The sequence below is a fragment of the Castellaniella sp. genome (genome assembly GCF_034674885.1).
GTDB lineage: Bacteria > Pseudomonadota > Gammaproteobacteria > Burkholderiales > Burkholderiaceae_B > Castellaniella.
On the sequence record NZ_JAUCDS010000018.1, the window covers coordinates 24,011 to 50,741 of the forward strand.

Below are 26,731 nucleotides of genomic sequence, written 5' to 3' on the forward strand. Positions count from 1 at the left end.
TGGGGCGGACCATGTTCTTCCACAGCAACGCACTACTGGTCATCTTCGTCCTGGGCGTCATCGTGACTTTCATCGGCTTCGGATTCCGTGATCGGAACCCCGGCATCCTGTTGCTGGGCGTCGGCTTCCTGGCCACCCTGTTCGTCATCATCCGCAAAGCGATCGACGTCTTCGGCTAAGACACAAGACCACGCAGGAACAGGCACGGCCCCTGCTGGCCGCACCCTGCGGGAATCGCGGCGCGCCCGAAGCCCCGCATGGCGCGATGTCGCCGAACCATAGCCAATGACTATTTGTGAATAAGGGACAATCAATTTCATTAAAAACATGAATTTGCTTAGACTGTCCCTTGAGCCATGGATACCGCGCGGCATGCCCGCCTTTCCCTCGAATCCGATCCACCTCAGGAGCAGAAGCATGAAAAAACTGACTACCGCCGCCGGCGCCCCCGTCGTCGACAACCAGAACATTCAGACCGCCGGCCCGCGCGGCCCCGCCCTGCTGCAGGATGTCTGGCTGCTGGAAAAACTGGCCCATTTCGACCGCGAAGTCATCCCCGAGCGCCGCATGCACGCCAAGGGCGCAGGCGCTTACGGCACGTTCACCGTCACCCACGACATCACGCGCTACACCCGCGCCGCCGCCTTTGCAGAAATCGGCAAGCAGACGCCGGTCTTCGTGCGTTTCTCGACAGTTGCCGGCGAACGTGGCGCGGCGGACGCCGAGCGCGACATCCGCGGCGTGGCGATGAAGTTCTACACCGAACAAGGCAACTGGGATCTCGTGGGCAACAACACCCCGGTCTTCTTCTTCCGGGATCCGCTGAAATTCCCGGACCTGAACCACGCGGTCAAACGCGACCCGGGCACCGGTCTGCGCAGCGCCCAGAACAACTGGGAATTCTGGACCGGCCTGCCGGAAGCCCTGCACCAGATCACCATCGTCATGAGCGACCGGGGCATTCCGTCCGACTACCGCCACATGCATCTGTTCGGCAGCCATACCTTCAGCTTCATCAATGCCGATCAGGAACGGTTCTGGGTGAAATTCCACTTCCAGTCCCAGCAGGGCATCCGCAACCTGAGCGACGCCCAGGCTGCCGAACTGATCGGCCGCGACCGGGAAAGTTCACAGCGCGACCTGCATGACAGCATCGCCCAGGGCGATTTCCCCCGCTGGACGCTGTCGGTGCAGATCATGCCGGAAAAGGATGCCGGCAGCTACCACCTGAATCCCTTCGATCTGACCAAGGTCTGGCCGCACGGCGACTATCCGCTGATCGAGGTCGGCGTGCTGGAACTGAACCGCAACCCCGAGAACTTCTTCGCGGAAGTCGAGCAGGCTGCCTTCACCCCGGCCAACGTCGTGCCCGGCATCGGCTTTTCCCCCGACCGCATGCTGCAGGCACGCCTGTTTTCCTACGGCGACGCGCAACGCTACCGCCTGGGCGTAAACCACCATCAGATTCCGGTCAACGCGCCGCGCTGCCCCTTCCACAGCTACCACCGGGACGGGGCCATGCGGGTCGACGGCAATCATGGCGGCCTGACCGGCAACCAGCCCAACAAGGCGGGCGAGTGGGCCGAGCAGTCTGAATTCCGTGAACCGCCGCTCAGCCTGGAAGGCGCCGCCGACCACTGGAACCACCGCGAGGATCCGGATTATTTTTCCCAGCCAGGAAATCTGTTCCGCCTGATGTCGCCCGAACAGCAACAGGCCCTGTTCGACAATACCGCCCGCGCCATCGCCGGCGTCAGCGCTGACGTGCAGGCCCTGCACATCGAGCACTGCACCCAGGCGGACCCGGCCTACGGCGCGGGGGTGGCTGCGGCGATCCGCGCCCTGCAGGGGTGAGCGGCAAAGCGACCCAGCCCGATCTCCGTCAGCCGGCCTTCGCACCGCAACAGGAACAGGGCGTCCAGGCCCATGCGCTGCGCCAGGGCCGGCCCCTCGCCCGGCCCGGCCACCAACAGGGCTGTCGCCCAGGCATCGGCATCCATGCAGCTGGCCGCCAGCACCGTGACGGATGCCACCGGGTTGCGCACAGGCGCCGCCCGGCGGCCATCCATGGTGTGCGCCAGGCGCTCGCTGCCAACCCGTATCCAGTGGCGATAGTCGCCTGAAGTCGCCACGGAAAGGTCGACCAGTTCGATCACCCCGTGCGCTGCGCGGCGCCCCTCTTGCGGACTTTCCAGAGCCACGGCCCAAGGCCGGCCATCAGCCCGCGCACCGCAGGCTCGAAGCTCGCCGTCCAGGCCGGCCAGGGCATGAGCAACGCCGTGCCGGTCCATGACCTGCGCCATTCGGTCCACGGCGTAGCCCTTGGCGATTCCGCACAGATCCAGCGTCATGGGCATCCGCTTGCGCGCCCGGGCCCGTTCTCCATCGATGTCCAGCCAGAGATGGGCTGGGCGATGGCTGGCGGCGGCTCGCCGGATGGCTGCCGGGTCGGGTGCATCCCGGACCGCGCCGAACCCCCAGGCGTTGACGAGATCGCCGATGGCCGCATCGTAGGCGCCGCCGCTCAAGGCGCCGATCTGCACAGCCCGCGCCAGCACACCCAGAAGATCGGCCGGTAGCGCCACCCACTGCCCAGGTTCCGACCGATTCAGACGCATCAGGCCGCTCTCTGGCTTCCAGGGGGACATCTGCGCATCCACCGACTCCACCGTCAAAGCCAGGTCACGCGACAACGCCCCATGGTCGAAGTCCGGTGGCGCCTGGTATCGCACCGCCCAGCGCGTGCCCATGGTCGGCCCGCTCAAGGTCGACTCGGACAACGCGGCCGACGCCATACTGGCCGCCGGATCAAAACACGTCTTCGGCATAGCGCCCCCTTTCCCTCAATCGAGGCACATCCAGTCCCAGCGGACTCAAAATGTCATTGAGCGCTTCGGCGACTCCGGCGGCCATGGGCCTGCTGCCGCACACCCGCAGCACGGCTCCTTGGGCGACCAGCGCCCGCAGGCGCGCCGCATCCTGGCGCAAGGCGTCCTGCACGTAGCCGCCACCACCCTGGACTCTGGAAAATGCCGTACGCAGCGCAGACAGCCGCCCTTCGTCGAGCCAGCGACGGATGGCGGCGCCGAAATAGAAATCCTCGTCCGGATTGCGCGCCCCGAAATACAGGAACATGGGCGTCTTGCGGGTGTTGTCGCGGATAAAGCCAGCCAGAGGAGCGACTCCGGTGCCCGCCCCGATCAGCACGACAGGACGGCGCGAGGCCCTCAGGGTGAAGCCCGGGTTGTGCCTGATGAAAGCCTGGACGCGGTCGCCAGGCTCAAGACCGTGCAGGAAGCCGGAACAGATCCCGTCTGGCATCCGCCGCACACAGATCTCCAGGAAACCGTCGCGAAAACCCGAGGCCAGAGAATAAAAGCGGGGTACCGGGCTGCCAGGCGGCACGATGCCCACCAGATCGCCCGCCTTGAAATGCGGCATCCCCCGGCCCAGCAGCCGCGCCATCGGGCGACCGTCCTGCCAGCGCAATCGCAGGATGGCGGTCGGGTTGGCTGCACCCGCATAATCCTGCCGCTCCACCAGTTCCAGGGAATGGGTCGGTGGAATGCGCGGCACATAGTTCAGCGCCAGCGCCTCACCCAGCACACCGGACAGGGACGCGCCCCAGCGCTCGAACTGTTGCACCGACTGCTGGTGTATGCATTCCAGCGGCAGGGCCTGCGGCCAGCCGGCGGCCCGCAGGGCCCGGTCCAGCGTTTCCGCATAGCCGCAGAAGGCTGGAAACTGGCGATCGCCAAAGCCCAGCACCGTCACCGGCGCGGACCCGGCCGTCACGCCTGAGATCCGGTCCAGCGCGCGGGCGGCATGCGCCGGAGCCTGGCCATCCCCGTAGGAAGCCGCCAGGATGAACACCTGGCGGGCCGACTCAGGGCACTGAAACTGTTCCAGGGGCGCGGTGTGGACTGCGTGGCCGTTGCGCGCCAGGGCGTCATGCAAGGCCTTGGCAAAGCCCCAGGTCGTGCCGCCCTCGCTGGCCACGAAGACCAGCACGTCAGCCCGCCGAGCCGGACTGTTGCTCGCGAGGCGAGGCATCCGGGCCCTGCTCTGCCGCCAGATCAGAAACCCGGTGGCCCCGAAGACCGGAATGCACAGGCCGGCCAGGCCCAGGACCAGCGCCCAGGCCCATAAACCCTGGCCCGTGTGCAAGGCATACACCCAGTCGGACAGGACACGGGCGAAGGGTGCCGGCCGCCAGGCCAGCACATGGCCGCTGCGTCGGTCGACCCAGCCATCGCCGGCATCAGTGGAGACAGCCCAGACGTCCTCTGAATCGTCGGCCGCAGGGAAGTTCAGCTTGCGCAGCCCTTCGGCCGACAGCGCCTGCAGCAGCGGCAGGGCTTGCACGGCCAAGTCAGGCTGCGGGCCGGGAGCGGACACGATATCCGGCTCCATACCCGCATCAGCCGGAATCAGGCTGAAGGTCGTCGCGCTCATGTAGATCGCAGTCAGCGAAGACAGGGTCAGGACGAGCATCAACGAGCGGCCACTGATCCCGTGGATGCGTTGAGCCAGGGTTCCACGAATGCGGCCCGACACAACGTGACGCCAGCCGCCCAGGCGCCGGGCCAGCATCAGGGTCCCGGACAGCGTCAGCAACAGCATTGCCAGAGCGATCCCGGCCATACCCAGGCGGCCGGGATCGCCCAGCATGAAAGACCGATGCAAGTTGCGCACCCAGCGTTCGACAGTCGAGACCTGGTAGTCGCCCAGCACCTGGCCGCTGGCCGGATCGACCCGGCTGGCGCGGGCCAGGTCACCATCGAAGGAATACACGATGACGTCTCCCGAGGGCAGGCGGCGGATTTCCTCGATCCCCGAGACCTCGGCTGCCACCCGCTGCGCCAGGACCGCTACCGACAGGCCGGACTCCACCGGGTTGGCTCGCCAGGCATCGCGCACCGGAAAGAAGGCCAGGACCAGTCCGGTAATCCCGGCAAACAGGGCCAGCCCCCCGGCCCACAGGCCCAGCCAGCGATGGATCTGCCGCCATTGCATGGTGATCACTGCGTCTGATAGCCAAATGACTGGATGAATCGGCGCCCGGCAGTCATCTGGCCGGCACCCGCCGTGGTCAGCGGCACTCGGACTTCAGACGGGCTGTCACGCATGTCCTCGACGGCGGCGTCGACACGGATCTCGTAGCCGGCATCGAACAGTGCGTCGGCCAGATCGGCAGTCACCTTCAGCGTGCGGCCCGCACCCACACTGGCGCCGGTCACGCCATCCAAGCGCGCGGCCTCACCGGCCGACAGTCGCTTCCAGTCTGCGAGGTGCTTGTAGTATTTGGCCTTGCCGCCCGCCACCCACAGGGTGCCGGCGTAGGCCCCCTGGGCATCGGTCAGATAGACAGCCAGGTAGGCGCCGTCACCACCATAGTTTTTCAAAGTCGTGGACAAGGTCACGGAACGGCCCTGCGCCAGGGCGGGAACGGCCAGGGTAGTGGCGGCCAGCAGGGCCGCAATCGAAACAGTCTTCATGAGTCATTGCTCCGGTGAGAATTCTGACGGGTGCCTTTTCGAACGGCGGCGGCTGCGGTCTTCTGAATCGCGATACTTCATCTTCACGATTTCCAGCGTCTCGGGATCGAGCTTGGCACGGAAGGAACGGCCCTGGGCGTCCTCGCCACGGACCTCATAGCAGCCATCGTCGATCTTGACGCGCGCCAATTCCCAGCCCTGGCTGCGCGCCATCCGGGTGACCGCATCGCGGCTCTGCCAGCGCTTGACGGGCACGTCACAATCGTCGTCCGCCCACGCCGGAGCGACTGCCGCGCCCAGTGAGACCGCCAGCAGGCAGGCGCCAAATCGTCGGTTTACTCGCATGATCGGTTCTCCCATTTCACGGTCGCCAGACAGCGACCATTCAGTGCATGGTAAGAACCACAACCTTGACGCCAGATGAACAGAGGCCGGCTGCCGCCACCAGGTGGCACAAGCCTTGACTCATGTCAAAACGGAATGGGAAACGGCGCCCAGAGGCGCCGCCGGATTCGAACCCGATCGTCCATGGAGCAGGGCTTTCGATCGGCCCCGGCCGGACGCTCAGACCACGCCCTGTTCCCGAAGAGCCTGGATATCGCCAGGCGCCAGCCCCAGGACACCCTCCAGCACGTCGACCGTATGCTCGCCCAGCGCGGGCGGCGGCAGGCGATAGTCCACCGGCGTGTCCGAAAGGCGGATCGGGCTGGCCACCAGAGGCACGGCACCGGTTTCCGCATGCGGCATCTCGATGCGCAGGCCGCGCGCCTGCACCTGCGGATCCTGGAACACCTGTTCGACCGCATTGATGGGACCACAGGGCACGGCGCGGGATTCCAGCGCCGCAATCCACTGCGCCGTGGTCCGTGCCGTGGTCAGGTGACGCAGGATGGGAATCAGTTCATCCCGGTGTTCCACCCTACCCCGATTGGTGGCGAAGCGAGCATCGGCGGACAGGTCCGGTCGACCGGCTTCCTCGCAAAAGCGTGCGAACTGGCCGTCGTTGCCGATAGCCAGAATCATGTAGCCATCGGCCGTCGGGAAATCCTGGTACGGCACGATGCTGGGGTGCGCATTGCCCAGCCGCCCGGGGCTGCGGCCCGTGGCCAGATAATTCATGGCCTGGTTGGCCAGGCAGGCAACCTGCACGTCCAGCAAAGCCATGTCCACGTGCTGGCCCAGGCCGGTGTGTTCACGAGCGGCCAGGGCTGCCTGGATGGCATTGGCCGCATACAGGCCCGTCAGAATGTCGGTCAGGGCGACCCCGACTTTCATGGGGCCACCGCCCGCCTGGTCATCCGGGCGTCCAGTGACGCTCATCAGCCCCCCCAGGCCCTGGACCAGGAAATCGTAGCCCGCGCGTGCAGCATACGGGCCGGTCTGCCCGAATCCCGTGATGGAGCAATACACCAGGCGCGGATTGATGGTCTTCAGGCTGTCGTAATCCAGGCCGTAGCGGGCCAGTCCGCCCGCCTTGAAATTTTCCACCAGCACGTCGGACTGGCGCACCAGCTGGCGGATCAGGTCCTGGCCCTGCGGGCTGGCCATGTCCACCGTGACCGATCGCTTGTTGCGATTGGCGCACAGATAATAGGCTGCGACGCGAGATTCCCGGCCCTCGCCATCGGGCATCCAGGGAGGCCCCCAGCCCCGCGTGTCGTCCCCGGCCTCAGGGCGTTCGACCTTGATGACGTCGGCGCCCAGGTCACCCAGGATCTGGGTCGCCCAGGGGCCGGCCAGCACCCGCGACAGATCCAGGACCCGAATGTGCGACAACGCTCCTTGTGCCCTTGCGTCGGGCCGCGCCGCAGCAGACGGTTGCCCGCCTGCCGCCTGGCCGACTGTCTCTTGCGCCATGGACGTGCCTCTAGTTTGCAAAGGCGGCGATGCCGGTGATGGCGCGCCCCAGGATCAGGGCATGCACGTCGTGCGTGCCTTCGTAGGTATTCACCACTTCCAGATTGACCAGGTGGCGGGCGATGCAGAACTCGTCGGAAATACCGTTTCCGCCCAGCATGTCGCGGGCCGTGCGGGCGATGTCCAGCGCCTTGCCGCAGGAATTGCGCTTGATGATGGAGGTGATTTCCACCGGCGCGTGGCCTTCGTCCTTCAGGTGGCCGACCCGCAGCACGGCCTGCAGGCCCAGCGTGATCTCGGTCAGCATGTCGGCCAACTTCTTCTGGATCAGCTGGTTGGCCGCCAGCGGCCGGCCGAACTGCTTGCGGTCCAGCACGTACTGGCGGGCGGTTTCATAGCAGGCCTCGGCTGCGCCCAGGGCGCCCCAGGCGATGCCATAACGGGCGGAGTTCAGGCAGGTGAAGGGGCCTTTCAGGCCGCGCACATCGGGGAAGATGTTTTCTTCGGGCACGAAAACCTCGTCGAGCACGATCTCGCCGGTGATCGAAGCCCGCAGGCCGACCTTGCCGTGGATGGCCGGCGCCGAAAGGCCCTTCCAGCCCTTTTCCAGGATAAAGCCGCGAATATCGCCCGCCTCGTCCTTGGCCCAGACAACGAATACGTCGGCGATCGGGCTGTTGGTGATCCAGGTCTTGGCGCCGCTCAGGCTGTAGCCGCCCGGCACTTTCTTGGCGCGCGTTACCATGGAACCCGGGTCCGAGCCGTGATCCGGCTCGGTCAGGCCAAAACAGCCGATCCATTCGCCGGAGGCCAGTTTCGGCAGGTATTTTTCCTTCTGGGCGTCCGTGCCAAAGGCATTGATCGGCACCATGACCAGTGAGCTTTGCACACTCATCATCGAGCGATAGCCGGAATCCACGCGTTCGACCTCGCGTGCGATCAGGCCGTAGCACACGTAATTCATGCCCGCGCCGCCGTACTGTTCCGGGATCGTCGCCCCCAGCAGGCCCAGTTCACCCATCTCGCGGAAGATGGCGGTGTCCGTCTTTTCATGACGGAAAGCGTCCTGCACGCGTGGCAGCAGACGGTCCTGGGCATAGGCGCGGGCAGCATCGCGCACCATGCGTTCCGTGTCGGTCAGTTGCTGATCCAGCAGCAGGGGATCAAGCCATTGGAACTGGGGGCGGGATGAAGACATGCTCAGGCTCCTGAAAGATCAAAGTGATGATTTTGCATGCTAACGATATCGCGATGACGAAACAAACGATATAAACTGATGAACCTGTGATTTTTTATCACTTCACACCAGAACCGTCATGCGCAAACGTCTGCCCAGCACCACCGCGCTGCAGGCCTTCGAGGCCGCAGCCCGCCACCAGAGCTTTACCCATGCGGCGCAGGAACTCTCGTTGACCCAGGGGGCCATCTGCCGCCAGATCGCCACACTGGAGGCCTTCGTCGGCGTGCCGCTGTTCGACCGGGTCCGGCGCGGCGTGCGACTGACCGATGCCGGCGAGCGCTACGGCCGGCTGGTGCGCCGCCAGCTCGATACCATCGAACGGGACTCCCTGGCCATCATGGCGCATCAGGGCGGCGGCGTAGTCGACCTGGCGGTCGTGCCGACTTTTGCCACCCGCTGGCTGCTGCCTCGGCTGGCCGGCCCCCAGGGCTGCGGCCCAGGGCTGCAGGTGAATATGGCGACCCGCACCCGGCCCTTTCTATTCGACGATACGGAATTCGACGCCGCCATCTATTCCGGCGATCCGGGCTGGCCTGGGACCCAGGCCACCTTTCTGATGCGTGAAAACCCCGTGCCGGTCTGCAGTCCCCGGCTGGCCGACGGCCCCCTGGACGCAGAGGCGATCGCCGCCCTGCCCCTGCTGCAGCAAAGCACTCGCCCAACCGCCTGGCGCGACTGGTTCGCCTCGGCAGGCGCCAGCGCACCCGCCGACATGGCCGGCATGCGGCTGGAACTGTTTTCCATGCTGTCCCAGGCGGCAGCAGACGGCCTGGGGGTGGCGCTGATCCCGCCCTTCCTGATCCAGCAGGAACTGGACGACGGCGCCCTGCGCATCCTGAATCCGCACAGTGGCCCGGGACAGCGGGCCTTTCACCTGATCGTGCCCGAGCGCAAGACCACGCTGCCCGCCCTGGCGCAGTTCCGGGACTGGCTGGTGGCGCAGACGCAGCCAGACGGGCCGGGCTGACACACGCCCGGCCCAGGCGCACGCTATTGCAATGCGCGCGTCACTTCGTCCAGGGACTGCGCGAAACGATCCGCCAGAGTGTTGACCTGCGCCTCGGTGATGATCAGGGGCGGGCAGAAGGCCACGCTGTCCTGGATGCCGCGCAGAATCAGTCCATTGTCCTGGGCCTGGCGCACGACCATCGCCCCCGCCTTGCCCAGCGGATCGAAGGGAGTGCGGGCTGCCTTGTCGGCAACCAGTTCGACGGCGGCAATCAGCCCCACGCCGCGCACTTCGCCCACCAGCGGATGGCCGGACAGCTCCCGCAGCCGGCGCTGCAGCACGGCCCCCACTGCGAAGGCATTGTCCACCAGGCCGCGTTCCTCGATGACACGGATGTTTTCAAGCGCGACCGCCGTCGCCACGGGATGGCCGCTGGCGGTGTAGCCGTGCCCGAAGCTGCCCAGCTCGCCGCTGTGGCGAATCAGGACGGAGGCGACTTTCTCGTTCATCAGCACCGCCGCCAGCGGCAGATAGGACGAGGTCAACTGCTTGGACAAGGTCATGAAATCGGGTTCGATGCCAAACAGATCCGAAGCGAACAGGCGGCCCGTGCGTCCGAAGCCGGTAATGACCTCGTCGGCGATCACCAGCACGTCGTACTTGCGGCACACCGCCTGCATCTTGGGCCAGTAGGCTTCGGGGGGCACGATCACGCCGCCGGCGCCCATGACGGGTTCACCGATGAAGGCTGCCACCGTGTCCGGGCCTTCCTTCAGGATCAGCGCCTCGAGTTCGGCTGCCAGGCGGTCGCCGAATTGCGCCTCGGTCTCGCCAGGCTGGCCCTCGTGGTACCAATGCGGGCAGCGCACGTGGTGGATGCGGGGCAGCGGCAGATCGAAGCTGCGGTGGTTGCCCGCCAGCCCCGTCAGGCTGGCTGAGGCCACGGTCACGCCGTGATAGCCACGCTCGCGGGCGATGATCTTCTTTTTCTCGGGACGGCCCAGCGCATTGTTGTAGTACCAGACCATCTTGACGATGGTGTCGTTGGCCTCGGACCCGGAATTGGTGAAGAAGGCCTGGGCCATGCGCCCGCCGGTCAGGTCGATCAGCTTTTCCGCCAGTTCGATGGACGGGACGTTCGATTTCTGGCTGAACGTGTGATAGAAGGGCAGGTTCTGCATCTGGCGATAGGCAGCCTGCGCCAGGCGGGGTTCGCTGAACCCCACTGCGACGCTCCAGAGCCCGGCCATGCCCTCGATGTATTGCTTGCCGTCCGTATCCTGGACGTAGATCCCATCGCCGCGCTCCATGATGCAGGGGCCCTCCTCGCGCAGGCGCTGAGCGTTGGTGTAGGAATGGAATTGATAGGCCACATCGCTGTGAGCCAGGCTATCGGATGCATTCATGGCTGGATCCCTTTTGGGCGAAGTCAAAGATAAGCGCCAATCACGCGCGCAAGCACGTCGAAGGCGGGCCGGATTTCTTCCGGGGTGACCCCGGCGTAACCCAGCAATAAACCAGGGCGGGCATGATCCCGCCCCAGGTAATAGGTACTCAGGGCGCGCGTCACCACCCCCTGCTGCAGGGCGTCGCGTACCACCAGGGTGTCGTCCACGCCTTCGGGCAAGGCCAGTATCAGGTGCAGGCCGGCCTCGCCTCCGACGATTTCCAGCGTGTTGCCGAAATGATGGCGGATCTGTTCGATCAGGCAGGTGCGGCGTTCCTCGTAGCGGCGCCGGACACGGCGGATGTGCTGCGCCAGATGCCCCTCGCGAATGAATTCCGCCAGAACCGCGTGATTCATCATGTTGCCCTCGCGGTACAACTCGGCCACGGCGTCTGCCACCGCCCCTGCCAGCGGTTCCGGCACCACCAGGAACCCGACCCGCAGACCGGGGCACAGGGTCTTGCTGAAGCTGCCCGCGTACAGCACACGGCCCGAATCGTCCATGCCCTGCAGGGACGCCAGCGGCCGCCTGCCATAACGGAATTCGCTGTCGTAGTCGTCTTCGACGATCCAGCAGGACACCTGGCGCGCATAGTCCAGCAGCATGCGCCGCCGAGCCAGGCTCATCACCATCCCCAGGGGGTACTGGTGCGACGGCGCCACCACGATCAGGCGCGGCGGGCGGGCGCGTTCCGCCTCGCCGGGGCAGATGCCTTCCTCGTCGACGCGGATCGGCACCAGGCGCAGCCCCGCAGTCAGCAAGAGATTGCGCACCCCCCAATAGGCAGGTTCCTCGATCCAGACCGTATCGCCCGGATCACACAGCAGCCGGATGGCCACGTCGATGCCCTGGTGAATGCCGGTGGTCATCACGACCTGCTGGGCCGAACTGCGCACGGCGCGCACGCTGCCCAGGTAATCCGAGATCGCCTGGCGCACGGGGCCGTAGCCGCCTGCGGGAGCGTAGCGCATCAGATCCCAGGGTTCGCTGCGCCACAGCCGGTTCTGGATCCTGGACCAGGTCTTCAGCGGAAACTCGCGCACGTCGGGAATCCCCGGCATGAAAGCCCCCGCCTGCAGATTGGAAAAACCCAGCCGCGACACCAGCGCGCGCCCCCGGCGCGACAGGTTGTGCATGCTGTCCGGATGGGTCGCCGCCGAATCGGTCGCATCGCCCCGGGCGGCAGGCGGGTCGACCAGATCCTGGCTGATGTCCTGGACATAGGTGCCCCGGCCCACGCCGGCATGCACGTAGCCTTCCTCGGACAACTGGTCGTACACCTGCAGCACGGTATTGCGCGCGATTTCCAGTTCGGCGGCCAGATCGCGCGAGGACGGCAGGCGGGCTCCGGCCGGCAGATGGCCTTCCAGAATGGCTCTACAAATCAACTGATACAAACGATGATAAGCAGGACTATCCCCGGAGTTGCCAAAGTTCTGGAGCAACCATTCAGAGAGGATAAAGGATTCCAAATTGGCCCCATTAATTTTATTTAAATGGATCTATTTGACAAACCAAAAGATCAGTATAGTGAAAAAAAACGAGTGCGGAAATACCCCGCCTACCTGGAGACACACATGACGGACATGAATCAGGATTGGCAGCAGCGCAAGAACGCAGCGATCCCCAACGGCATCGGCATCACCTGTGATTTCTACGCCAAGCGCGCGCTGAACGCGGAACTCTGGGACGTCGAAGGCCGGCGCTACATCGACTTCGCGGCCGGTATCGCCGTCGCCAACACCGGACATTGTCACCCCCGCATCGTCCAGGCCATCCGCGATCAGCTCGACGCCTTCACCCACACGGCATTCCAGGTCGCCCCGTACGGGTCGTACGTCCAGCTGGCCGAGCACATCAACCGCCTGACGCCCGGCAGCCACGCCAAGAAGACCGCCTTCTTCACCACCGGCGCCGAAGCGCTGGAAAACGCCGTCAAGATCGCCCGCGCCGCCACGGGCCGCACCGGCGTCATCGCATTTTCAGGGGCCTTCCACGGGCGGACCTTCATGGGCATGGCCCTGACCGGCAAGGTCGCCCCCTACAAACAGGACTTCGGCCCGCTGCCGGCCGAGGTCTACCACATCCCCTTTCCCAGCGCCCTGGACGGCGTGACCGTGCGGGATTCCCTGAAGGCGCTGGACCTGTTGTTCAAGGCCGACATCAGCCCGTCGCGGGTGGCCGCCATCGTCATCGAACCCGTCCAGGGCGAAGGCGGATTCAACGTTGCGCCCACCGAATTGCTGCAGGCGCTGCGCCAGCGCTGCGACGAACACGGCATCCTGCTGATCGTCGATGAAGTCCAGACCGGCTTTGCCCGCACCGGCAAGATGTTCGCCATCGAACATTCCGGCGTGACACCCGACCTGATCACCATGGCCAAGAGCCTGGCGGGCGGCATGCCGCTGTCGGGCGTGTGCGGGCGAGCCGAACTGATGGACGCCGCCCCGCGCGGGTCGCTGGGCGGCACCTACGCCGGCAACCCCCTGGCCATCGCCGCCGCCCTGGCAGTGCTGGACATCATCCGCGACGAAGACCTGATCGCCCGGGCCGACACGCTGGGCAGCCGCCTGAAACACGCATTGGCCGAACGCCAACACCCCCGTATCGTCGACATCCGCGGGCTGGGCGCCATGGTCGCAGCCGAGTTCCGCCACCCGGACGGCAGCCCCGACCCGGACACCGCCTCCGGCATCCAGCGCCGCGCCCTGGAGCGCGGCCTGGTCCTGCTGACCTGCGGCGCCTATGGGAACGTCATCCGCTTCCTGTTTCCCCTGACAATCCCGGATGGCCTGCTCGACGAAGGTCTGGCTATCCTGATGGATGCGATGGCCGATCCGGCCTAACATCGTCCGACCACCTGCCCCCGGAGACCGCCCCTGATGTCCGCCGCTCCTGCTCCCGAACCCCTGGTCCGATTCCAGGGCGTCCAGAAATCCTACGATGGAAGTCATCTGGTCGTCCGGGATCTCAACCTCGATATCTATCCCGGCGAGTTCCTGTCGCTGCTGGGGCCGTCGGGCTCCGGCAAGACCACCTGCCTGATGATGCTCGCCGGCTTCGAATCGCCCACTCAGGGCGACATCCTGCTGGAAGGCCGCCGTCTCAACGACGTCCCGCCGCACCATCGCAATCTGGGCATGGTGTTCCAGAACTACGCCCTGTTCCCCCACATGACGGTGGAGCGCAACCTGGAATACCCTCTGAAGGTCCGCAAAATCCCCGCATCCCAGCGCGCGCAACGCATCCACGATGCGCTGTCCATGGTGCAGATGCAGGATTTCGCCAAACGCTACCCCGCACAGCTGTCAGGCGGCCAGCAGCAGCGCATCGCGCTGGCCCGCGCCCTGGTCTTCGAACCCAAGATCGTGCTGATGGACGAACCGCTGGGCGCCCTGGACAAACAGCTGCGCGAACACATGCAGCTCGAGCTCAAGGCACTGCACCGGAAACTGGGCATCACCTTCGTCTACGTCACCCACGACCAGAGCGAAGCCCTGACCATGAGCAACCGCATCGCGGTCTTCAACCAGGGCATCATCCAGCAGGTCTGCAGCGCCGACGCGCTGTACGAATCCCCCTGCAACCGCTTCGTGGCCGGGTTCGTGGGCGACAGCAACCAGTTCCCCGGTACCGTGCGTGCCCAGGACGGCGACTGGTGCGAGGTCGAAGTCACCGGCGGCCCGCAGTTGCGAGGCTTGAACGTCCAGGGCCTGCAGACCGGCAGCCCCTGCGTCATCGCCATGCGCCCCGAACGCATCGTGCCCGGCAGCAGCGACGGCCCGAACCGCTTCGACGCCCATGCCGTCGACGAGGTCTATTTCGGCGACCACGTCCGCCTGCGCTGCCGCCTGGGCGACAGCGATACCTTCTTCGTCAAGATGCCCCTGGCTGCGGACGCCGGGACACATGCCCCGGGCGCCCGTATCCCGCTGCGGATCGATCCCGGACACGTCCGTGTTTTCCACCCCTGAAGCCTCACACTACATCCATACAACAGGAGACACCTCATGAAAAAAGCCCCGCTCCTGACGGCACTGGCCGTCGCGGTCCCTCTGGCGCTGTTCCAGGCCCCCACCCAGGCGCGCGACCTGACTGTGGTCAATTTCGGCGGCGCCAACGGCGACGCGCAGAATGCGGCATTCATCCAGCCCTTCGAAAAGGAATCCGGCAAAAAGGTCATCCCCGTGGCCTATAACGGAGAACAAGCCAAGGTCAAGGCCATGGTCCAGTCCCACAACGTCGTCTGGGACGTCGTCGAAGTCGAAACCGGCGACCTGGGCCGCGGCTGCGACGAAGGCCTGTATGAAAACATCGACTGGGCCTCCGTCCTGAACAAGGGCGACATGGTGCGCGGAGCGCTGAAGTACTGCGGGGTGGGCACCTTCGTCTGGTCCACCGTGCTGGCCTACAACGCAGATACGCTCAAGACCGCCCCCACCGGCTGGGCCGATTTCTGGGATGTGAAGAAATTCCCCGGCAAGCGCGGCCTGCGCAAGGGCGCCCACTACAACGTCGAATTCGCCCTGATGGCCGACGGCGTCGCGCCACAGGACGTCTACAAAGTCCTGGCAACCCCGGAAGGCGTGGACCGCGCCTTCAAGAAACTCGACGAGATCAAGCCCTACGTCCAGTGGTGGGAAGCCGGCGCACAACCGCCGCAGATGCTGTCGGCCGGTGACGTGGTGATGTCGGCCGCCTACAACGGGCGCATCGACGCGGCACAGCGCGAAGGCCGCCCCCTGAAGGTCGTCTGGAACCAGAGCGTCTATGACTTCGACTACTGGGTGATCCCCACCGGCTCGTCCAACAAGGACCAGGCCATCGACTTCGTCCGCTACGCCAGTTCGCCCAAGGCCCAGGCAGCCTACTCGCAGCACATCGCCTACGGCCCGGTCAGCAAGCAAGCCATCGGCATGCTCAGCCCCGACGTCCTGGCCAATGTGCCCAATTCGCCGGCCAATGCGCGCAACGCCCTGTTCAACGATCTCGAATTCTGGACCGACCACGGTGAAGAACTCGAGCAGCGCTTCACGGCCTGGGCCGCCCGCTGATCCCGCGTACGGGGTGGCCTGAGGGCCATCCCGTACGATTTCACGTCAGGATATTGCCATGGATACGACCTTCGACGACCCCGCCGCCATCCGGCGCTCGATGCAAGCCGCCCAGCGGAAGAAAACCTGGCGCGCGCTGCTGCTGGTCGGCCCCCTGGCCATCTTCCTGCTGGTCGTCTTCATCATTCCCATCGCATCCCTGCTGACCCGGGCCGCCGACAATCCCGAAGTCATCGACACCCTGCCCCACACGCTGCAAAGCCTGGCCGACTGGGACGGCAGCAGCCAGCCGCCGGACACCGCCTTCCAGGCCCTGGCGATGGACCTGGGCAATGCCAAAAGCACCCCCGCCGCCGGTGAACTGGCCCGGAGGCTGAACTATGAGATCTCGGGCTACCGGTCATTGATCTTCAAGACGCTGCGCCGCCTGCCGTTTCCGGCTGCCGACGCCGCCGATGCCCGCGCGCGGCTGATCGACCTGGACCAGCGCTGGGCCGACCCTGCCTACTGGGCCGTCATCGCCCGCAACGACACATCCTGGACACCCTATTACCTGCTGGCCTCGCTGGACCTGAAACTGGACGCCAAGGGCAGCATCGTATCGGCCCCGCCCGGCACGTCCGCCTTCCAGGAAATATTCTCGCGCACCTTCGTCATCAGCGCAGTCGTCACCCTGATCACCCTGGTCCTGGGCTACCCCCTGGCCTACTGGATCACACGCCTGCCCAAGCGCCGCGCCAACCTGGTGCTGATCTGCATCCTGATTCCGTTCTGGACTTCCGTGCTGGTGCGCATTGCCGCCTGGGTGGTCCTGCTGCAGCGCGAGGGCCTGATCAACAACGCCCTGGAAAAGCTGGGGCTGATCGACCAGCCGCTGCCGCTGCTGTTCAACCGCCTGGGCGTCTACATCGCCATGGTCCACATCCTGCTGCCATTCATGGTGCTGCCCCTGTACAGTGTGATGCAATCAGTGCCGGCCACCTACCAACGAGCCGCCATATCGCTGGGCAGCCACCCCTTCGCCGCGTTCTGGCGCATCTACGTACCCCAGACCTACCCCGGCGTCGCGGCCGGATCCCTGCTGGTGTTCATCATCGCCATCGGCTACTACATCACCCCGGCCCTGCTGGGCGGCGCTGCAGACCAGATGATCAGCTACTACGTGGCCTACTTCACCAACCAGACCATCAACTGGGGCATGGCCAGCGCGCTGGGGCTGATCCTGCTGGCTGGCACGCTTGTGCTCTACAGCATGTACCGCAGGATTTCCGGCAAGGAACTGGCCCTGAGCTAAACCCACCATGGACCCGAACACCGGAACCGCCGCAAACCGGCAACGGGCGGTTCGCTTTCTGAAGGCCTGAAGGACGATCATGTTCAACCCGGAATTTCCGCCTTACCTGTCCCTGACCGAACGCATCTGGCACTATGCGCTGCGGCTGCTGTGCGCGCTGATCCTGCTGTTCCTGCTGCTGCCGATCCTGGTCATCGTTCCCCTGTCGTTCAACCAGGGGTCGATGTTGCTCTACCCGATCGACGCCTTTTCCATGCGCTGGTACACAGCCCTGTTCCAGTCCGACGAATGGGCTCGCGCCACGACCAACAGCTTCATCGTGGCGCCCGCCGCCACCGTGCTGGCGACCGTGCTGGGGACGCTGGCGGCGGCCGGCCTGCACCGGGTGCAGTTCCGTGGCAAAGGCCTGCTGATGTCGATCCTGATCTCGCCCATGATCGTGCCGTTGGTGGTCACCGGCCTGGGCATCTACCTGTTCTTCGCCCCCTACGGGCTGGTCAACAGCTACATCGGCCTGATCCTGGCCCTGGCGGCCATCGGCGCGCCCTTCGTCGTGACTACGGTCTCGGCCACGCTGCAGGGTTTCGACCCCAACCTGCTGCGCGCCAGCTACAGCCTGGGGGCCGGGCCGGTGCGCACGTTCTTTCGCGTCACGCTGCCCATCATTGCCCCCGGCGTGATCGCCGGCGCGCTGTTCGCCTTTGCCACGGCCTTCGACGAAATCGTGATCACGCTGTTCCTGGCCGGCCCCGAACAAGTCACGCTGCCACGCCAGATGTTCACCGGCATCCGGGAAAACATCAGCCCCATCATCGCTGCCGTCGCGACCATCCTGATCCTGTTTTCCACGGCTCTGTTGTTGGTGCTGGAATGGCTGCGCGGGCGCGCAGCCGCGAAAATGACGCAGGCGACCCCCGGTGGCCAGGCGGCCTGAAGCCCCCTGATTCCACGACTAACAAGAGCACAATGATGTAGGCCCGACCACGGCGGGCCACAGCCGATCCGATCAGATCTGCGCCAACGCCTGCCGGACCTGTTCCAGCGCAGCCACCGGGCAGCGCGCCCAGCACTGCCCGTCCGCTTCCAGGCTGATCAGCCCCTGGGCATCGGCCTGCACACCCGACAGATCGGCCTGCGCCAATTGGCGGCTTAGCCGATTCAGCAACTTCGGGTCTGCGAAGGGCTCGGACAGCAACAGTTCCGCCCCGTCTGCTGCAAACAGCCGCTGACGGAACCGACCATCTTCATCGCGAAACGACACCAACCGGGCCTTCGAGCCCTTGCCGGTTCCGGCGGCATTCTTGCCCTTGGTCGCCATGGCCGGCTGACGCAGGCCGACGGCCTCGCGCAGGCGATCCATGAAGGGCACGGCCACGCGCCGCGCCTTCTCGGCCCCGGCCTGCAGAATGGCCTCGACCCGATCGGGATGGTCCATCAGGTCGGCATACTGTGCCCGCATAGGACCGATCTGGGCCTCGATCTGTTCGCACAGCGCCTGCTTGGCATCTCCCCAGCCCAGCCCGCCTTCCAGGGCCGCACGAAATTGCGCCGCCTGCTGCGTCGAGGCGAAAGCCCGGTAAAGCGTGTACAGGTGCGAGCTCTCGGCATCCTTGGGTTCGCCGGGCAGGCGCGAATCGGTGACGATCTGCGCCACGGCGGCCTTCAGGGCCCGCGCGCCGCCTTCGAACAGGGGAATGGTGTTGTTGTAGCTCTTGGACATCTTGCGCCCGTCCAGTCCGGGCAGCGTGGCGACGTCCTCGTCGATCTGGACCTCGGGCAGGACGAACAGATCCGTGCCCCGGCCATACTGGTGATTGAAGCGCTGCGCGATGTCGCGCGCCATTTCCAGGTGCTGGATCTGGTCACGCCCCACCGGCACCCGGTGGGCATTGAACATCAGGATGTCGGCTGCCATCAGCACCGGGTAGGAAAACAGCCCCATGGTGACACCGTCGTCCGGATCGACGCCCTTGAGCGCGTTGGCGTCGACCGAGGCCTTGTAGGCGTGCGCGCGATTCATCAGGCCCTTGGCCGTCACGCAGGTCAGCATCCAGCACAGTTCCGGGATTTCCGGCACATCCGACTGGCGGTAGAAGGTCACGCGATCCGTATCCAGGCCCGCAGCGATCCAGGTGGCGGCGATCTCCATGCGCGACTGCGCCACGCGGGCCGGGTCGGCGCATTTGATCAGGGCATGGAAATCCGCCAGGAAGAAAAACGCATCCACCCCCGGCTCCGTGCTGGACTGGATGGCCGGGCGGATGGCGCCCGCATAATTGCCCAGATGGGGGGTGCCGGACGTCGTGATGCCCGTCAGAACCCGGGTCTGCGCCGGGGATTTCGCGGAAGGATTCATCGATCTGCCTGATATTCGGATAAGAAGATGCCCGGCCCTACAGCACCACGGCCGCACGACGGGTTTCCGCCAGGTATTCCCGCGACTGCATCTCCATCAGCCGCGACACCGTACGGGAAAACTCGTTGGACATCGGACCCTGAGTATAAAGTTCATCGGCCGGACACTGCGCCGACAGAATCATCTTGACCTTGTGGTCGTACAGCACATCCACCAGCCAGGTAAAGCGCCGGGCCTCGGACGCCTGGCGCGGCGCCATGCGCGGCACATCCGACACGATGACGGTCTGGAAACGATCCGCCAGATCCAGGTAGTCGTTCTGCGAGCGCGGGGTGCCGCACAAGGCCATGAAATCGAACCAGACCACGGTCCCGGCCAGGGCAACCGCCTGGATCTCGCGGTTCTCGATCAGCAAGACCGGCTTCTGTTCCGCCGTGTCGGCCAGGCGATCGAAGGCGGAGCGCAACTCGTCGCGCGTGGCGGCGACGATGGGCGTGATATAGGTGCGCAATTGCGCCAGGGTGCGGCGGCGGTAATCCACCCCCGCGTCCACGTTCAGAACGTCCATCTTTTCCTGGATCAGGGCGATGGCCGGCAGGATCCGGTCGCGGTGCAGACCGTCGGGATACAAGGTGGAGGGCTCGTAGTTCGACGTCATCACAAACGACGTGCCGTATTCGAACAGGCGCATCAGCAGGCGATACAGGATCATCGCGTCGGCCACGTCGGAGACGTGAAACTCGTCAAAGCAGATCAGGCGGTAGCGCTTGGCGATATTGCGGGCGACATGGTCCAGAGGATCGGACTCGCCGCTGACGGCGCGGATTTCTCTGTGCACGCCCCGCATGAATTCGTGGAAGTGCAGGCGGACCTTGCGCTTGACGGGCACCGTCAGGTAGAAGGCGTCCATCAGGAAGCTCTTCCCACGCCCTACTCCACCCCACAGGTATACGCCACGGGGCACGGCCGGGTGCAGGAAAAATTTCTTCAGCTGATTGGACCGCTGATGCTTGAATTCGATCCAGTCGTCATAGTAATGCTGCAGGCGCGCGACCGCCGCGCGCTGGGCTTCGTCGGCGACGAAGCCCCGCTCGCTCAGGGCCTGCGCGTAGTACGCGCTGACATCCATCGGCGACTACAGGTTCAAGGTGCGCTTGTCCACCGCCAGGGCGGCTTCCTTGACGGCTTCGGACAAAGTCGGGTGCGCGTGGCAGATCCGGGCGATGTCTTCGGCAGCGCCGCGGAATTCCATGATGGTGACGGCTTCGGCGATCAGTTCCGAGGCCATCGGGCCGACGATGTGCACGCCCAGGACTTCATCGGTCTTGGCATCGGCCAGGATCTTGACGAAGCCGGTCGTGTCGCCCAGGGCCCGCGCACGGCCATTGGCCATGAACGGGAAGGACCCGGCCTTGTAGTCGCGGCCATCGGCCTTCAGGGCCTGTTCGGTCTTGCCGACCCAGGCGACTTCCGGGGATGTATAGATCACCCAGGGGATGGTGTCGAAATTGACATGCCCGTGCTGGCCGGCGATGCGCTCGGCCACGGCCACACCTTCTTCTTCAGCCTTGTGCGCCAGCATCGGGCCGCGCACCACGTCGCCCACCGCCCAGACGTTGGCCAGGTTGCTGCGGCAGTCCTCGTCCACGACCACGAAGCCGCGCTCGTCGAGCTTCAGGCCGACGACATCGGCGCCCAGGCCCTGGGTGTTGGGCACGCGGCCGATCGACACGATCAGGCGGTCCACCGCCAGTTTCTGATCGGCGCCAGCGGCATCGGTGTACTGAATGTTCACGCCCTTGGCGGAGGACTTGACTTCGCCGATGCGCACACCGGTCTGGATGTCCAGGCCCTGTTTGGTCAGCGCCTTCTGGGCTTCCTTGGCGACGTCACGGTCCACCGCGCCCAGGAAGTCGGGCATGGCTTCGAGAATGGTGACCTCGGAACCCAGGCGACGCCAGACGCTGCCCATTTCCAGACCGATCACGCCCGCGCCGATGATGCCCAGTTTCTTGGGCACGGCGGGGATGCGCAGAGCGCCGTCATTGGACAGCACGTGTTCTTCGTCGAAGGGCAGGCCCGGCAGTTCGCGGGCGCTGGAACCGGTGGCCACGATCACGTGGCGGCCTTCCAGGTCTTCCTCGGTCTTGCCGGCGACCTTCACCGACCAGCCGAAGTCGGTCTTGGCGGCCAGCGAACCGGTACCGTGGAAGAAGGACACCTTGTTCTTCTTGAACAGATACAGGATGCCATCGTTGTTCTGCTTGACCACCGTGTCCTTGCGTCCGACCAATGTGGCCAGGTCCAGGCTGACGTTCTTTGCCGTGATGCCGTGTTCGGCAAAATGGTGGTTCAACTGGTCGTAGTGTTCGGACGACTGCAGCAGGGCCTTGGAAGGAATGCAGCCGACGTTGGTGCAGGTGCCACCCGGTGCGGGCTTGCCGGCGGCGTTGGTCCAGGCATCCACGCAGGCCACGGCCAGACCCAGTTGGGCGGCACGAATGGCGGCAATATAGCCGCCGGGGCCGGCGCCGATCACGATTACGTCAAATTGTTTTGCCATGCTTTTCTCTCAAAACGACGCACCCCGAAGGGTGCGTATGGATACCATCGAAACCGCTGATCAGACGCTCAGCAGCAGGCGCTGCGGGTCTTCCAGAGCTTCTTTCATCGCGACCAGGGCCAGCACGGCTTCGCGGCCGTCAATGATGCGGTGATCGTAGGACAGGGCCAGATAGTTCATCGGGCGGATCACGATCTGGCCGTTCTCCACGACCGGACGGTCCTTGGTGGCGTGGATGCCCAGGATGGCCGATTGCGGCGGGTTGATGATCGGTGTGGACAGCATCGAACCGAACACGCCGCCGTTGGAGATCGAGAAGGTCCCGCCGGTCAGTTCGTCCAGGGTCAGCTTGCCGTCCTGAGCGCGACGACCGAAGTCGGCGATCTGCTTTTCGATGTCGGCCAGCGACAGCTGATCGGCATTGCGCAGGATGGGCACCACCAGGCCGCGCGGGCTGCCCACAGCCACGCCAATGTCGAAGTAGCCGTGGTAGATGATGTCCTTGCCATCCACCGAGGCGTTGACGACCGGATAGCGCTTGAGCGCCGCGACGGCGGCCTTGACGAAGAAGGACGTGAAGCCCAGCTTGACGCCGTGTTCCTTTTCGAAGGCTTCCTTGTATTTCTTGCGCAGGTCCATGATCGCCTGCATGTTGACCTCGTTGAAGGTCGTCAGGATGGCGTTTTCAGTTTGCGACTGAATCAGACGCTCGGCCACGCGGGCGCGCAGACGGCTCATGGGCACGCGCTGTTCCGGGCGGCCGTCCAGGCTGACCGGCACCGGGGCGGCCGGCGTAGCCGGAGCGGCAGTGGCCGAGGCGTTCAGGGCGTCGGCCTTGGTGACACGGCCCGCACGGCCGGTGCCCTCCACGGTGGCGGGGTCGATACCCTTTTCGGACAGGATCTTGCCTGCGGCCGGCGAGGCGGCCGAGGATTTTGCGGCCGGTGCCGGAGCGGCTGCAGCGGCGGCAGGGGCTGCCGCAGCGGGGGCGGCTTCAGCCTTCGGCGCAGCCGCAGCGGCCTTGGCGGCAGTGTCGATGCGGGCGAGGACCTCGCCCGAGGTCACGGTACTGCCATCGCCCTTGACGATCTCGGACAACACGCCCGAGGCCGGGGCCGGCACTTCCAGCACGACCTTGTCTGTTTCGACTTCGATCAGGATCTCATCGGCTTCGACGGCTTCGCCCGGCTGTTTTTTCCAGTTCAGCAGGGTGGCTTCGGAGATGGATTCGGAAAGCTGAGGAACGAGAACTTCGGTAATGGCCATAATGATTTTTCCGGTATGTCTGTCTTTGAATAGGTCGGTTTATTTGATCAGCGAGAAGCTTTTCAGTTTGGGCGCGAATGCCTGTTCGATCAGGGCGTGCTGCTGTTCCTGGTGTTTGGCCAGATAGCCCACGGCCGGAGAAGCCGAGGCCGGACGGCCGGCATAGCCCAGCTTCTGGCCGTCGTTCATGTTCTCGTACAGATGATGCTGCACGTAGAACCACGGCCCCTGATTCTGGGGCTCGTCCTGCACCCAGACCAGTTCCTTGGCGTTCTCGTACTTTTGCAGTTCGGCCTGGAAGGCCTTGTGCGCGAAGGGATAGAGCTGTTCGATGCGCAGGATGGCGACGTCCTTGCGATCCTGTTCGTCGCGGGCATGGACCAGATCGTAGTAGACCTTGCCGGAGCACACCAGCACGCGTTTCACGTCGGCCGGCACGATGTCGGCGCTGACTTCACCGATGACGGGCTGGAAGGTGCCCGTGGCCAGTTCTTCCAGCTGGGACGTCGCGGCCTTGTTGCGCAGCAGGGATTTGGGCGTGAAGATCACCAGCGGCTTGCGGAACTGGCGGATCATCTGGCGGCGCAGCACGTGGAAGATCTGCGCACCGTTGGTGGGCTGCACGACCTGCATGTTGTTGTCGGCGCACAGTTGCAGGAAGCGCTCGATGCGGGCGGACGAGTGCTCCGGACCCTGGCCTTCGTAGCCGTGCGGCAGCATCAGCACCAGGCCGCAGGCACGGCCCCATTTGGCCTCGCCCGAGGCGATGAACTGGTCGATGACGACCTGGGCGCCGTTGGCGAAGTCGCCGAACTGGGCTTCCCAGATGGTCAGGATGTTCGGTTCGGCCGTCGCGTAGCCATATTCGAACCCCAGCACAGCGGCTTCGGACAGCACCGAGTCGATGACGGTGAACGGCGCCTGGCCTTCGGAGACGTTCTGCAGGGGAATGTAGGTGCCTGCATCCCAGCGCTCGCGCTTCTGGTCGTGCAGAACGGCATGGCGGTGGGTGAAGGTACCCCGCCCCGAATCCTGCCCGGTGATGCGGATGGCATAGCCGTTGGCCACCAGGGTGGCAAACGCCAGGTGCTCGCCCATGCCCCAGTCGATCGGGTGTTCGCCGCGCGCCATGGCCAGGCGGTCGTTCAGGAGCTTGTTGACCAGCGGGTGGACCGTGAAGCCTTCCGGCACCTGCGTCAGTTTTTCGCCGATGCGGGTCAGTTCGGCCAGCGGCACGCCGGTATCGGCGTGGTCGGTCCATTTGGCGCCCAGGAACGACGACCAGTCGGTGGCGTACTTGTTCTTGTAGTCGGTCAGGACGGGTTCGACCGTGCGCTGGCCGTCTTCCATCAACTGGCGGTAGTCCTTGACCATCTGGTCGGGTTCGCCTTCGGCCAGGATGCCCTGGGCCACCAGGCGATCCGCATACAGTTTGCGGGTGCCGGGGTGCTTGCCGATGCTCTTGTACATCAGCGGCTGGGTCAGGGACGGAGTGTCTTGTTCGTTGTGGCCCAGTTTGCGGAAGCAGACGATGTCCACCACCACGTCGTGGCCGAACTGTTGGCGATAATCCAGCGCCAGTTTCGTCGCGAAGACTACGGCTTCGGGGTCGTCGCCATTGACGTGGAAGACCGGGGCTTCGATCATCTTGACCACGTCCGTGCAATACAGCGTGGAACGGGTGTCGCGCGGGTCGGAGGTCGTGAAGCCGATCTGGTTGTTGATGACGATGTGCAGCGTGCCGCCGGTACCGTAGCCGCGCGTCTGGGCCAGGTTCAGGGTTTCCATGACCACGCCCTGGCCGGCAAAGGCCGCGTCGCCGTGCACCAGCACGGGCAGGACCTGATCGCCCTTCGGGTCGCCGCGACGGTCCTGGCGGGCGCGCACGCTGCCCTCGACCACCGGGTTGACGATTTCCAGGTGCGAGGGGTTGAAGGCCAGGGACAGGTGCAGCGGGCCGCCGCGCGTGGACAGGTCGCTGGAAAAGCCGTTGTGGTATTTGACGTCGCCGTCGCTGAGCGCCTGGGTGTGCTTGCCTTCGAATTCGGCAAACAGGTCGCCGGGCATTTTGCCCATGATGTTGACCAGCAGGTTCAGACGGCCCCGGTGGGCCATGCCGACGACGATTTCCTGCACGCCGTTTTCGCCTGCGTGGTTGACGACTTCATCCATGGAGGCGATGAAGCTTTCGCCGCCTTCCAGGGAAAAGCGTTTCTGGCCGACGTATTTGGTGTGCAGGAAGCGTTCCAGGCCTTCGGCCTCGGTGACCTGCTGCAGGATGTTGCGTTTCTGTTCGACGGTGAATTCCGGCACGCCCAGAGTGGATTCCAGGCGTTCCTGGATCCAGCGTTTTACCGCCGGATCGGAGATGTGCATGAATTCCACGCCGACGTTGCGGCAATAGGTGTCCTGCAGAGCCTTCAGGATGTCCCGCATGGTCATCGTGTCGGCTTTGGTGAAATAGGTATTGGTCGCCGAATAGATCTGATCCAGATCGGCTTCGGACAGGCCGTAGAAGGCGGGATCCAGTTCCGGGATGGCCGGACGGTCGCGGCGCTTCAGCGGATCGAGCTGGGCAATACGAGAACCCAGCGAGCGATACGCCGCAATGATGGACTGGACGTAAACCTGTTTGCCGGCGATGGCCAGGGCCTGGTCGGAGGCCTGTGCCGGGCGCACCTGAAAGGCGTTTTCGCGGGCCCGCAGGGCGAAGGATGCAACGATGGGGGCGTGTGCCTGATCGCGGGTGGCTTCACGGCCATCGGCCGCCGGCTGATGCTGCAACTGATCGAAGTAGCTACGCCACTGATCTGGAATGGAACCCGGATTATCGAGGTAGTCTTCGTAGAGTTCTTCTACGTAGGGTGCATTGGCACCGAAAAGATAGGAATTGGACTGGAGTTCTTGTTCCGTGGGCATTGTGCGCTTCACCTGACGGGTGTTTCACCCGAACGATGCAGATTGAAAAACCTTCCGCGACTCGGCCAGACCGATGAGCGGATAGCAGGGGCAGAAGGCTGATGTACGACGCCTTGCATAAGCCGTATTAAGGCTAAAGTATACCCGTGTTGCCACGCGGGTATAAACTGACCAGCCCAAAACGCCCGGTCCATGCCCCTTTTCACGAGATTGGCGTTGGTATTTACAAACACTCGCGCGAATATGGCCTCGCCCGAGCCGATCGCGACGACATCAGACCAATAAAT

21 protein-coding genes are annotated in these 26,731 nt (G+C 64.9%); 8 read left to right on the forward strand and 13 right to left on the reverse strand.

Annotation, left to right across the window (positions count from 1 at the left end; all coding sequences use genetic code 11):
- The first annotated feature begins 11 nt into the window (after nt 1–11).
- Nucleotides 12–179: a hypothetical protein gene (locus VDP74_RS10750; RefSeq protein WP_322999628.1), complete on the forward strand. Its 168-nt coding sequence runs from the start codon at nt 12–14 to the stop codon at nt 177–179.
- 238 nt (nt 180–417) lie between these two features.
- Entirely contained in the window at nt 418–1,854 is a 1,437-nt protein-coding gene (locus VDP74_RS10755) for a catalase (RefSeq protein WP_322999629.1), read from the forward strand.
- Here the strand turns inward: VDP74_RS10755 and VDP74_RS10760 are convergent.
- The 6 genes from VDP74_RS10760 to VDP74_RS10785 form a co-directional block, all read right to left on the reverse strand.
- On the reverse strand, nt 1,809–2,828 hold the full coding sequence (locus VDP74_RS10760; protein WP_416232978.1) for an FAD:protein FMN transferase: 1,020 nt from the start codon (nt 2,826–2,828) through the stop codon (nt 1,809–1,811). The genes VDP74_RS10755 and VDP74_RS10760 overlap by 46 nt on opposite strands.
- A complete protein-coding gene (locus VDP74_RS10765; protein WP_322999631.1) occupies nt 2,809–5,016 on the reverse strand; it encodes a PepSY domain-containing protein in 2,208 nt (735 codons plus the stop codon). The genes VDP74_RS10760 and VDP74_RS10765 overlap by 20 nt, the downstream gene beginning before the upstream one ends.
- A 5-nt stretch (nt 5,017–5,021) precedes the next feature.
- Nucleotides 5,022–5,498 carry a DUF2271 domain-containing protein gene (locus tag VDP74_RS10770; RefSeq protein WP_322999632.1) on the reverse strand — a complete coding sequence of 159 codons (477 nt, stop codon included), beginning with the start codon at nt 5,496–5,498 and terminating at the stop codon, nt 5,022–5,024.
- Nucleotides 5,499–5,501: 3 nt separating this feature from the next.
- Nucleotides 5,502–5,843 carry a PepSY domain-containing protein gene (locus tag VDP74_RS10775; protein ID WP_322999633.1) on the reverse strand — a complete coding sequence of 114 codons (342 nt, stop codon included), beginning with the start codon at nt 5,841–5,843 and terminating at the stop codon, nt 5,502–5,504.
- A gap of 219 nt (nt 5,844–6,062) precedes the next feature.
- On the reverse strand, nt 6,063–7,355 hold the full coding sequence (locus tag VDP74_RS10780; protein ID WP_322999634.1) for a CaiB/BaiF CoA-transferase family protein: 1,293 nt from the start codon (nt 7,353–7,355) through the stop codon (nt 6,063–6,065).
- Between the two features lie 10 nt (nt 7,356–7,365).
- On the reverse strand, nt 7,366–8,553 hold the full coding sequence (locus VDP74_RS10785) for an acyl-CoA dehydrogenase (RefSeq protein WP_322999635.1): 1,188 nt from the start codon (nt 8,551–8,553) through the stop codon (nt 7,366–7,368).
- A 118-nt stretch (nt 8,554–8,671) separates the two neighbouring features.
- On the opposite strand from VDP74_RS10785, the gene VDP74_RS10790 reads away from it, so the two are divergent.
- Nucleotides 8,672–9,562: a LysR family transcriptional regulator gene (locus tag VDP74_RS10790; protein ID WP_322999636.1), complete on the forward strand. Its 891-nt coding sequence runs from the start codon at nt 8,672–8,674 to the stop codon at nt 9,560–9,562.
- A gap of 23 nt (nt 9,563–9,585) precedes the next feature.
- Here the strand turns inward: VDP74_RS10790 and VDP74_RS10795 are convergent, their stop codons facing one another.
- Together VDP74_RS10795 and VDP74_RS10800 are read right to left on the reverse strand one after the other, a co-directional pair.
- On the reverse strand, nt 9,586–10,950 hold the full coding sequence (locus tag VDP74_RS10795) for an aspartate aminotransferase family protein (protein ID WP_322999637.1): 1,365 nt from the start codon (nt 10,948–10,950) through the stop codon (nt 9,586–9,588).
- A 23-nt stretch (nt 10,951–10,973) separates the two neighbouring features.
- Nucleotides 10,974–12,464: a PLP-dependent aminotransferase family protein gene (locus tag VDP74_RS10800; protein ID WP_322999638.1), complete on the reverse strand. Its 1,491-nt coding sequence runs from the start codon at nt 12,462–12,464 to the stop codon at nt 10,974–10,976.
- A 105-nt stretch (nt 12,465–12,569) separates the two neighbouring features.
- Between VDP74_RS10800 and gabT the strand changes: the two genes are divergently transcribed.
- The 5 genes from gabT (at nt 12,570) to VDP74_RS10825 (ending at nt 18,274) form a co-directional block, all read left to right on the forward strand.
- The gene (gene gabT / locus VDP74_RS10805; RefSeq protein WP_322999639.1) at nt 12,570–13,838 is read left to right on the forward strand and encodes a 4-aminobutyrate--2-oxoglutarate transaminase; all 1,269 of its coding nucleotides are present in this window, start codon (nt 12,570–12,572) and stop codon (nt 13,836–13,838) included.
- Between the two features lie 36 nt (nt 13,839–13,874).
- Nucleotides 13,875–14,966, forward strand: a complete 1,092-nt coding sequence (locus tag VDP74_RS10810; RefSeq protein WP_322999640.1) for an ABC transporter ATP-binding protein — start codon at nt 13,875–13,877, stop codon at nt 14,964–14,966.
- Nucleotides 14,967–15,002: 36 nt separating this feature from the next.
- Entirely contained in the window at nt 15,003–16,046 is a 1,044-nt protein-coding gene (locus VDP74_RS10815) for an ABC transporter substrate-binding protein (RefSeq protein ID WP_322999641.1), read from the forward strand.
- Nucleotides 16,047–16,104: 58 nt separating this feature from the next.
- Entirely contained in the window at nt 16,105–17,340 is a 1,236-nt protein-coding gene (locus VDP74_RS10820) for an ABC transporter permease (RefSeq protein WP_322999642.1), read from the forward strand.
- A 79-nt stretch (nt 17,341–17,419) separates the two neighbouring features.
- The gene (locus VDP74_RS10825) at nt 17,420–18,274 is read left to right on the forward strand and encodes an ABC transporter permease (RefSeq protein ID WP_322999643.1); all 855 of its coding nucleotides are present in this window, start codon (nt 17,420–17,422) and stop codon (nt 18,272–18,274) included.
- A 72-nt stretch (nt 18,275–18,346) separates the two neighbouring features.
- On the opposite strand, the gene VDP74_RS10830 is transcribed toward VDP74_RS10825, so the two are convergent.
- The 5 genes from VDP74_RS10830 to VDP74_RS10850 are packed head-to-tail and all read right to left on the reverse strand — an operon-like array spanning nt 18,347 to nt 26,444.
- Nucleotides 18,347–19,696 carry a tryptophan--tRNA ligase gene (locus VDP74_RS10830; protein ID WP_322999644.1) on the reverse strand — a complete coding sequence of 450 codons (1,350 nt, stop codon included), beginning with the start codon at nt 19,694–19,696 and terminating at the stop codon, nt 18,347–18,349.
- A gap of 37 nt (nt 19,697–19,733) precedes the next feature.
- A complete protein-coding gene (gene zapE / locus VDP74_RS10835) occupies nt 19,734–20,825 on the reverse strand; it encodes a cell division protein ZapE (protein WP_322999645.1) in 1,092 nt (363 codons plus the stop codon).
- 6 nt (nt 20,826–20,831) lie between these two features.
- Nucleotides 20,832–22,259: a dihydrolipoyl dehydrogenase gene (gene lpdA / locus VDP74_RS10840; RefSeq protein ID WP_322999646.1), complete on the reverse strand. Its 1,428-nt coding sequence runs from the start codon at nt 22,257–22,259 to the stop codon at nt 20,832–20,834.
- Nucleotides 22,260–22,319: 60 nt separating this feature from the next.
- Nucleotides 22,320–23,525, reverse strand: coding sequence for a 2-oxoglutarate dehydrogenase complex dihydrolipoyllysine-residue succinyltransferase (gene odhB, locus VDP74_RS10845; protein ID WP_322999647.1), 1,206 nt, complete (start codon nt 23,523–23,525; stop codon nt 22,320–22,322).
- A gap of 39 nt (nt 23,526–23,564) precedes the next feature.
- Nucleotides 23,565–26,444, reverse strand: a complete 2,880-nt coding sequence (locus VDP74_RS10850; protein WP_322999648.1) for a 2-oxoglutarate dehydrogenase E1 component — start codon at nt 26,442–26,444, stop codon at nt 23,565–23,567.
- Between the last annotated feature and the right edge of the window lie 287 nt (nt 26,445–26,731).

Coding starts and splice junctions, on each gene's coding strand:
- VDP74_RS10750 (WP_322999628.1), top strand. CDS start 12: ATGTTCTTCCACAGCAACGCACTACTGGTCATCTTCGTCCTGGGCGTC.
- VDP74_RS10755 (WP_322999629.1), top strand. CDS start 418: ATGAAAAAACTGACTACCGCCGCCGGCGCCCCCGTCGTCGACAACCAG.
- VDP74_RS10760 (WP_416232978.1), bottom strand. CDS start 2,828: ATGCCGAAGACGTGTTTTGATCCGGCGGCCAGTATGGCGTCGGCCGCG.
- VDP74_RS10765 (WP_322999631.1), bottom strand. CDS start 5,016: ATGCAATGGCGGCAGATCCATCGCTGGCTGGGCCTGTGGGCCGGGGGG.
- VDP74_RS10770 (WP_322999632.1), bottom strand. CDS start 5,498: ATGAAGACTGTTTCGATTGCGGCCCTGCTGGCCGCCACTACCCTGGCC.
- VDP74_RS10775 (WP_322999633.1), bottom strand. CDS start 5,843: ATGCGAGTAAACCGACGATTTGGCGCCTGCCTGCTGGCGGTCTCACTG.
- VDP74_RS10780 (WP_322999634.1), bottom strand. CDS start 7,355: ATGGCGCAAGAGACAGTCGGCCAGGCGGCAGGCGGGCAACCGTCTGCT.
- VDP74_RS10785 (WP_322999635.1), bottom strand. CDS start 8,553: ATGTCTTCATCCCGCCCCCAGTTCCAATGGCTTGATCCCCTGCTGCTG.
- VDP74_RS10790 (WP_322999636.1), top strand. CDS start 8,672: ATGCGCAAACGTCTGCCCAGCACCACCGCGCTGCAGGCCTTCGAGGCC.
- VDP74_RS10795 (WP_322999637.1), bottom strand. CDS start 10,950: ATGAATGCATCCGATAGCCTGGCTCACAGCGATGTGGCCTATCAATTC.
- gabT (WP_322999639.1), top strand. CDS start 12,570: ATGACGGACATGAATCAGGATTGGCAGCAGCGCAAGAACGCAGCGATC.
- VDP74_RS10810 (WP_322999640.1), top strand. CDS start 13,875: ATGTCCGCCGCTCCTGCTCCCGAACCCCTGGTCCGATTCCAGGGCGTC.
- VDP74_RS10815 (WP_322999641.1), top strand. CDS start 15,003: ATGAAAAAAGCCCCGCTCCTGACGGCACTGGCCGTCGCGGTCCCTCTG.
- VDP74_RS10820 (WP_322999642.1), top strand. CDS start 16,105: ATGGATACGACCTTCGACGACCCCGCCGCCATCCGGCGCTCGATGCAA.
- VDP74_RS10825 (WP_322999643.1), top strand. CDS start 17,420: ATGTTCAACCCGGAATTTCCGCCTTACCTGTCCCTGACCGAACGCATC.
- VDP74_RS10830 (WP_322999644.1), bottom strand. CDS start 19,696: ATGAATCCTTCCGCGAAATCCCCGGCGCAGACCCGGGTTCTGACGGGC.
- zapE (WP_322999645.1), bottom strand. CDS start 20,825: ATGGATGTCAGCGCGTACTACGCGCAGGCCCTGAGCGAGCGGGGCTTC.
- lpdA (WP_322999646.1), bottom strand. CDS start 22,259: ATGGCAAAACAATTTGACGTAATCGTGATCGGCGCCGGCCCCGGCGGC.
- odhB (WP_322999647.1), bottom strand. CDS start 23,525: ATGGCCATTACCGAAGTTCTCGTTCCTCAGCTTTCCGAATCCATCTCC.
- VDP74_RS10850 (WP_322999648.1), bottom strand. CDS start 26,444: ATGCCCACGGAACAAGAACTCCAGTCCAATTCCTATCTTTTCGGTGCC.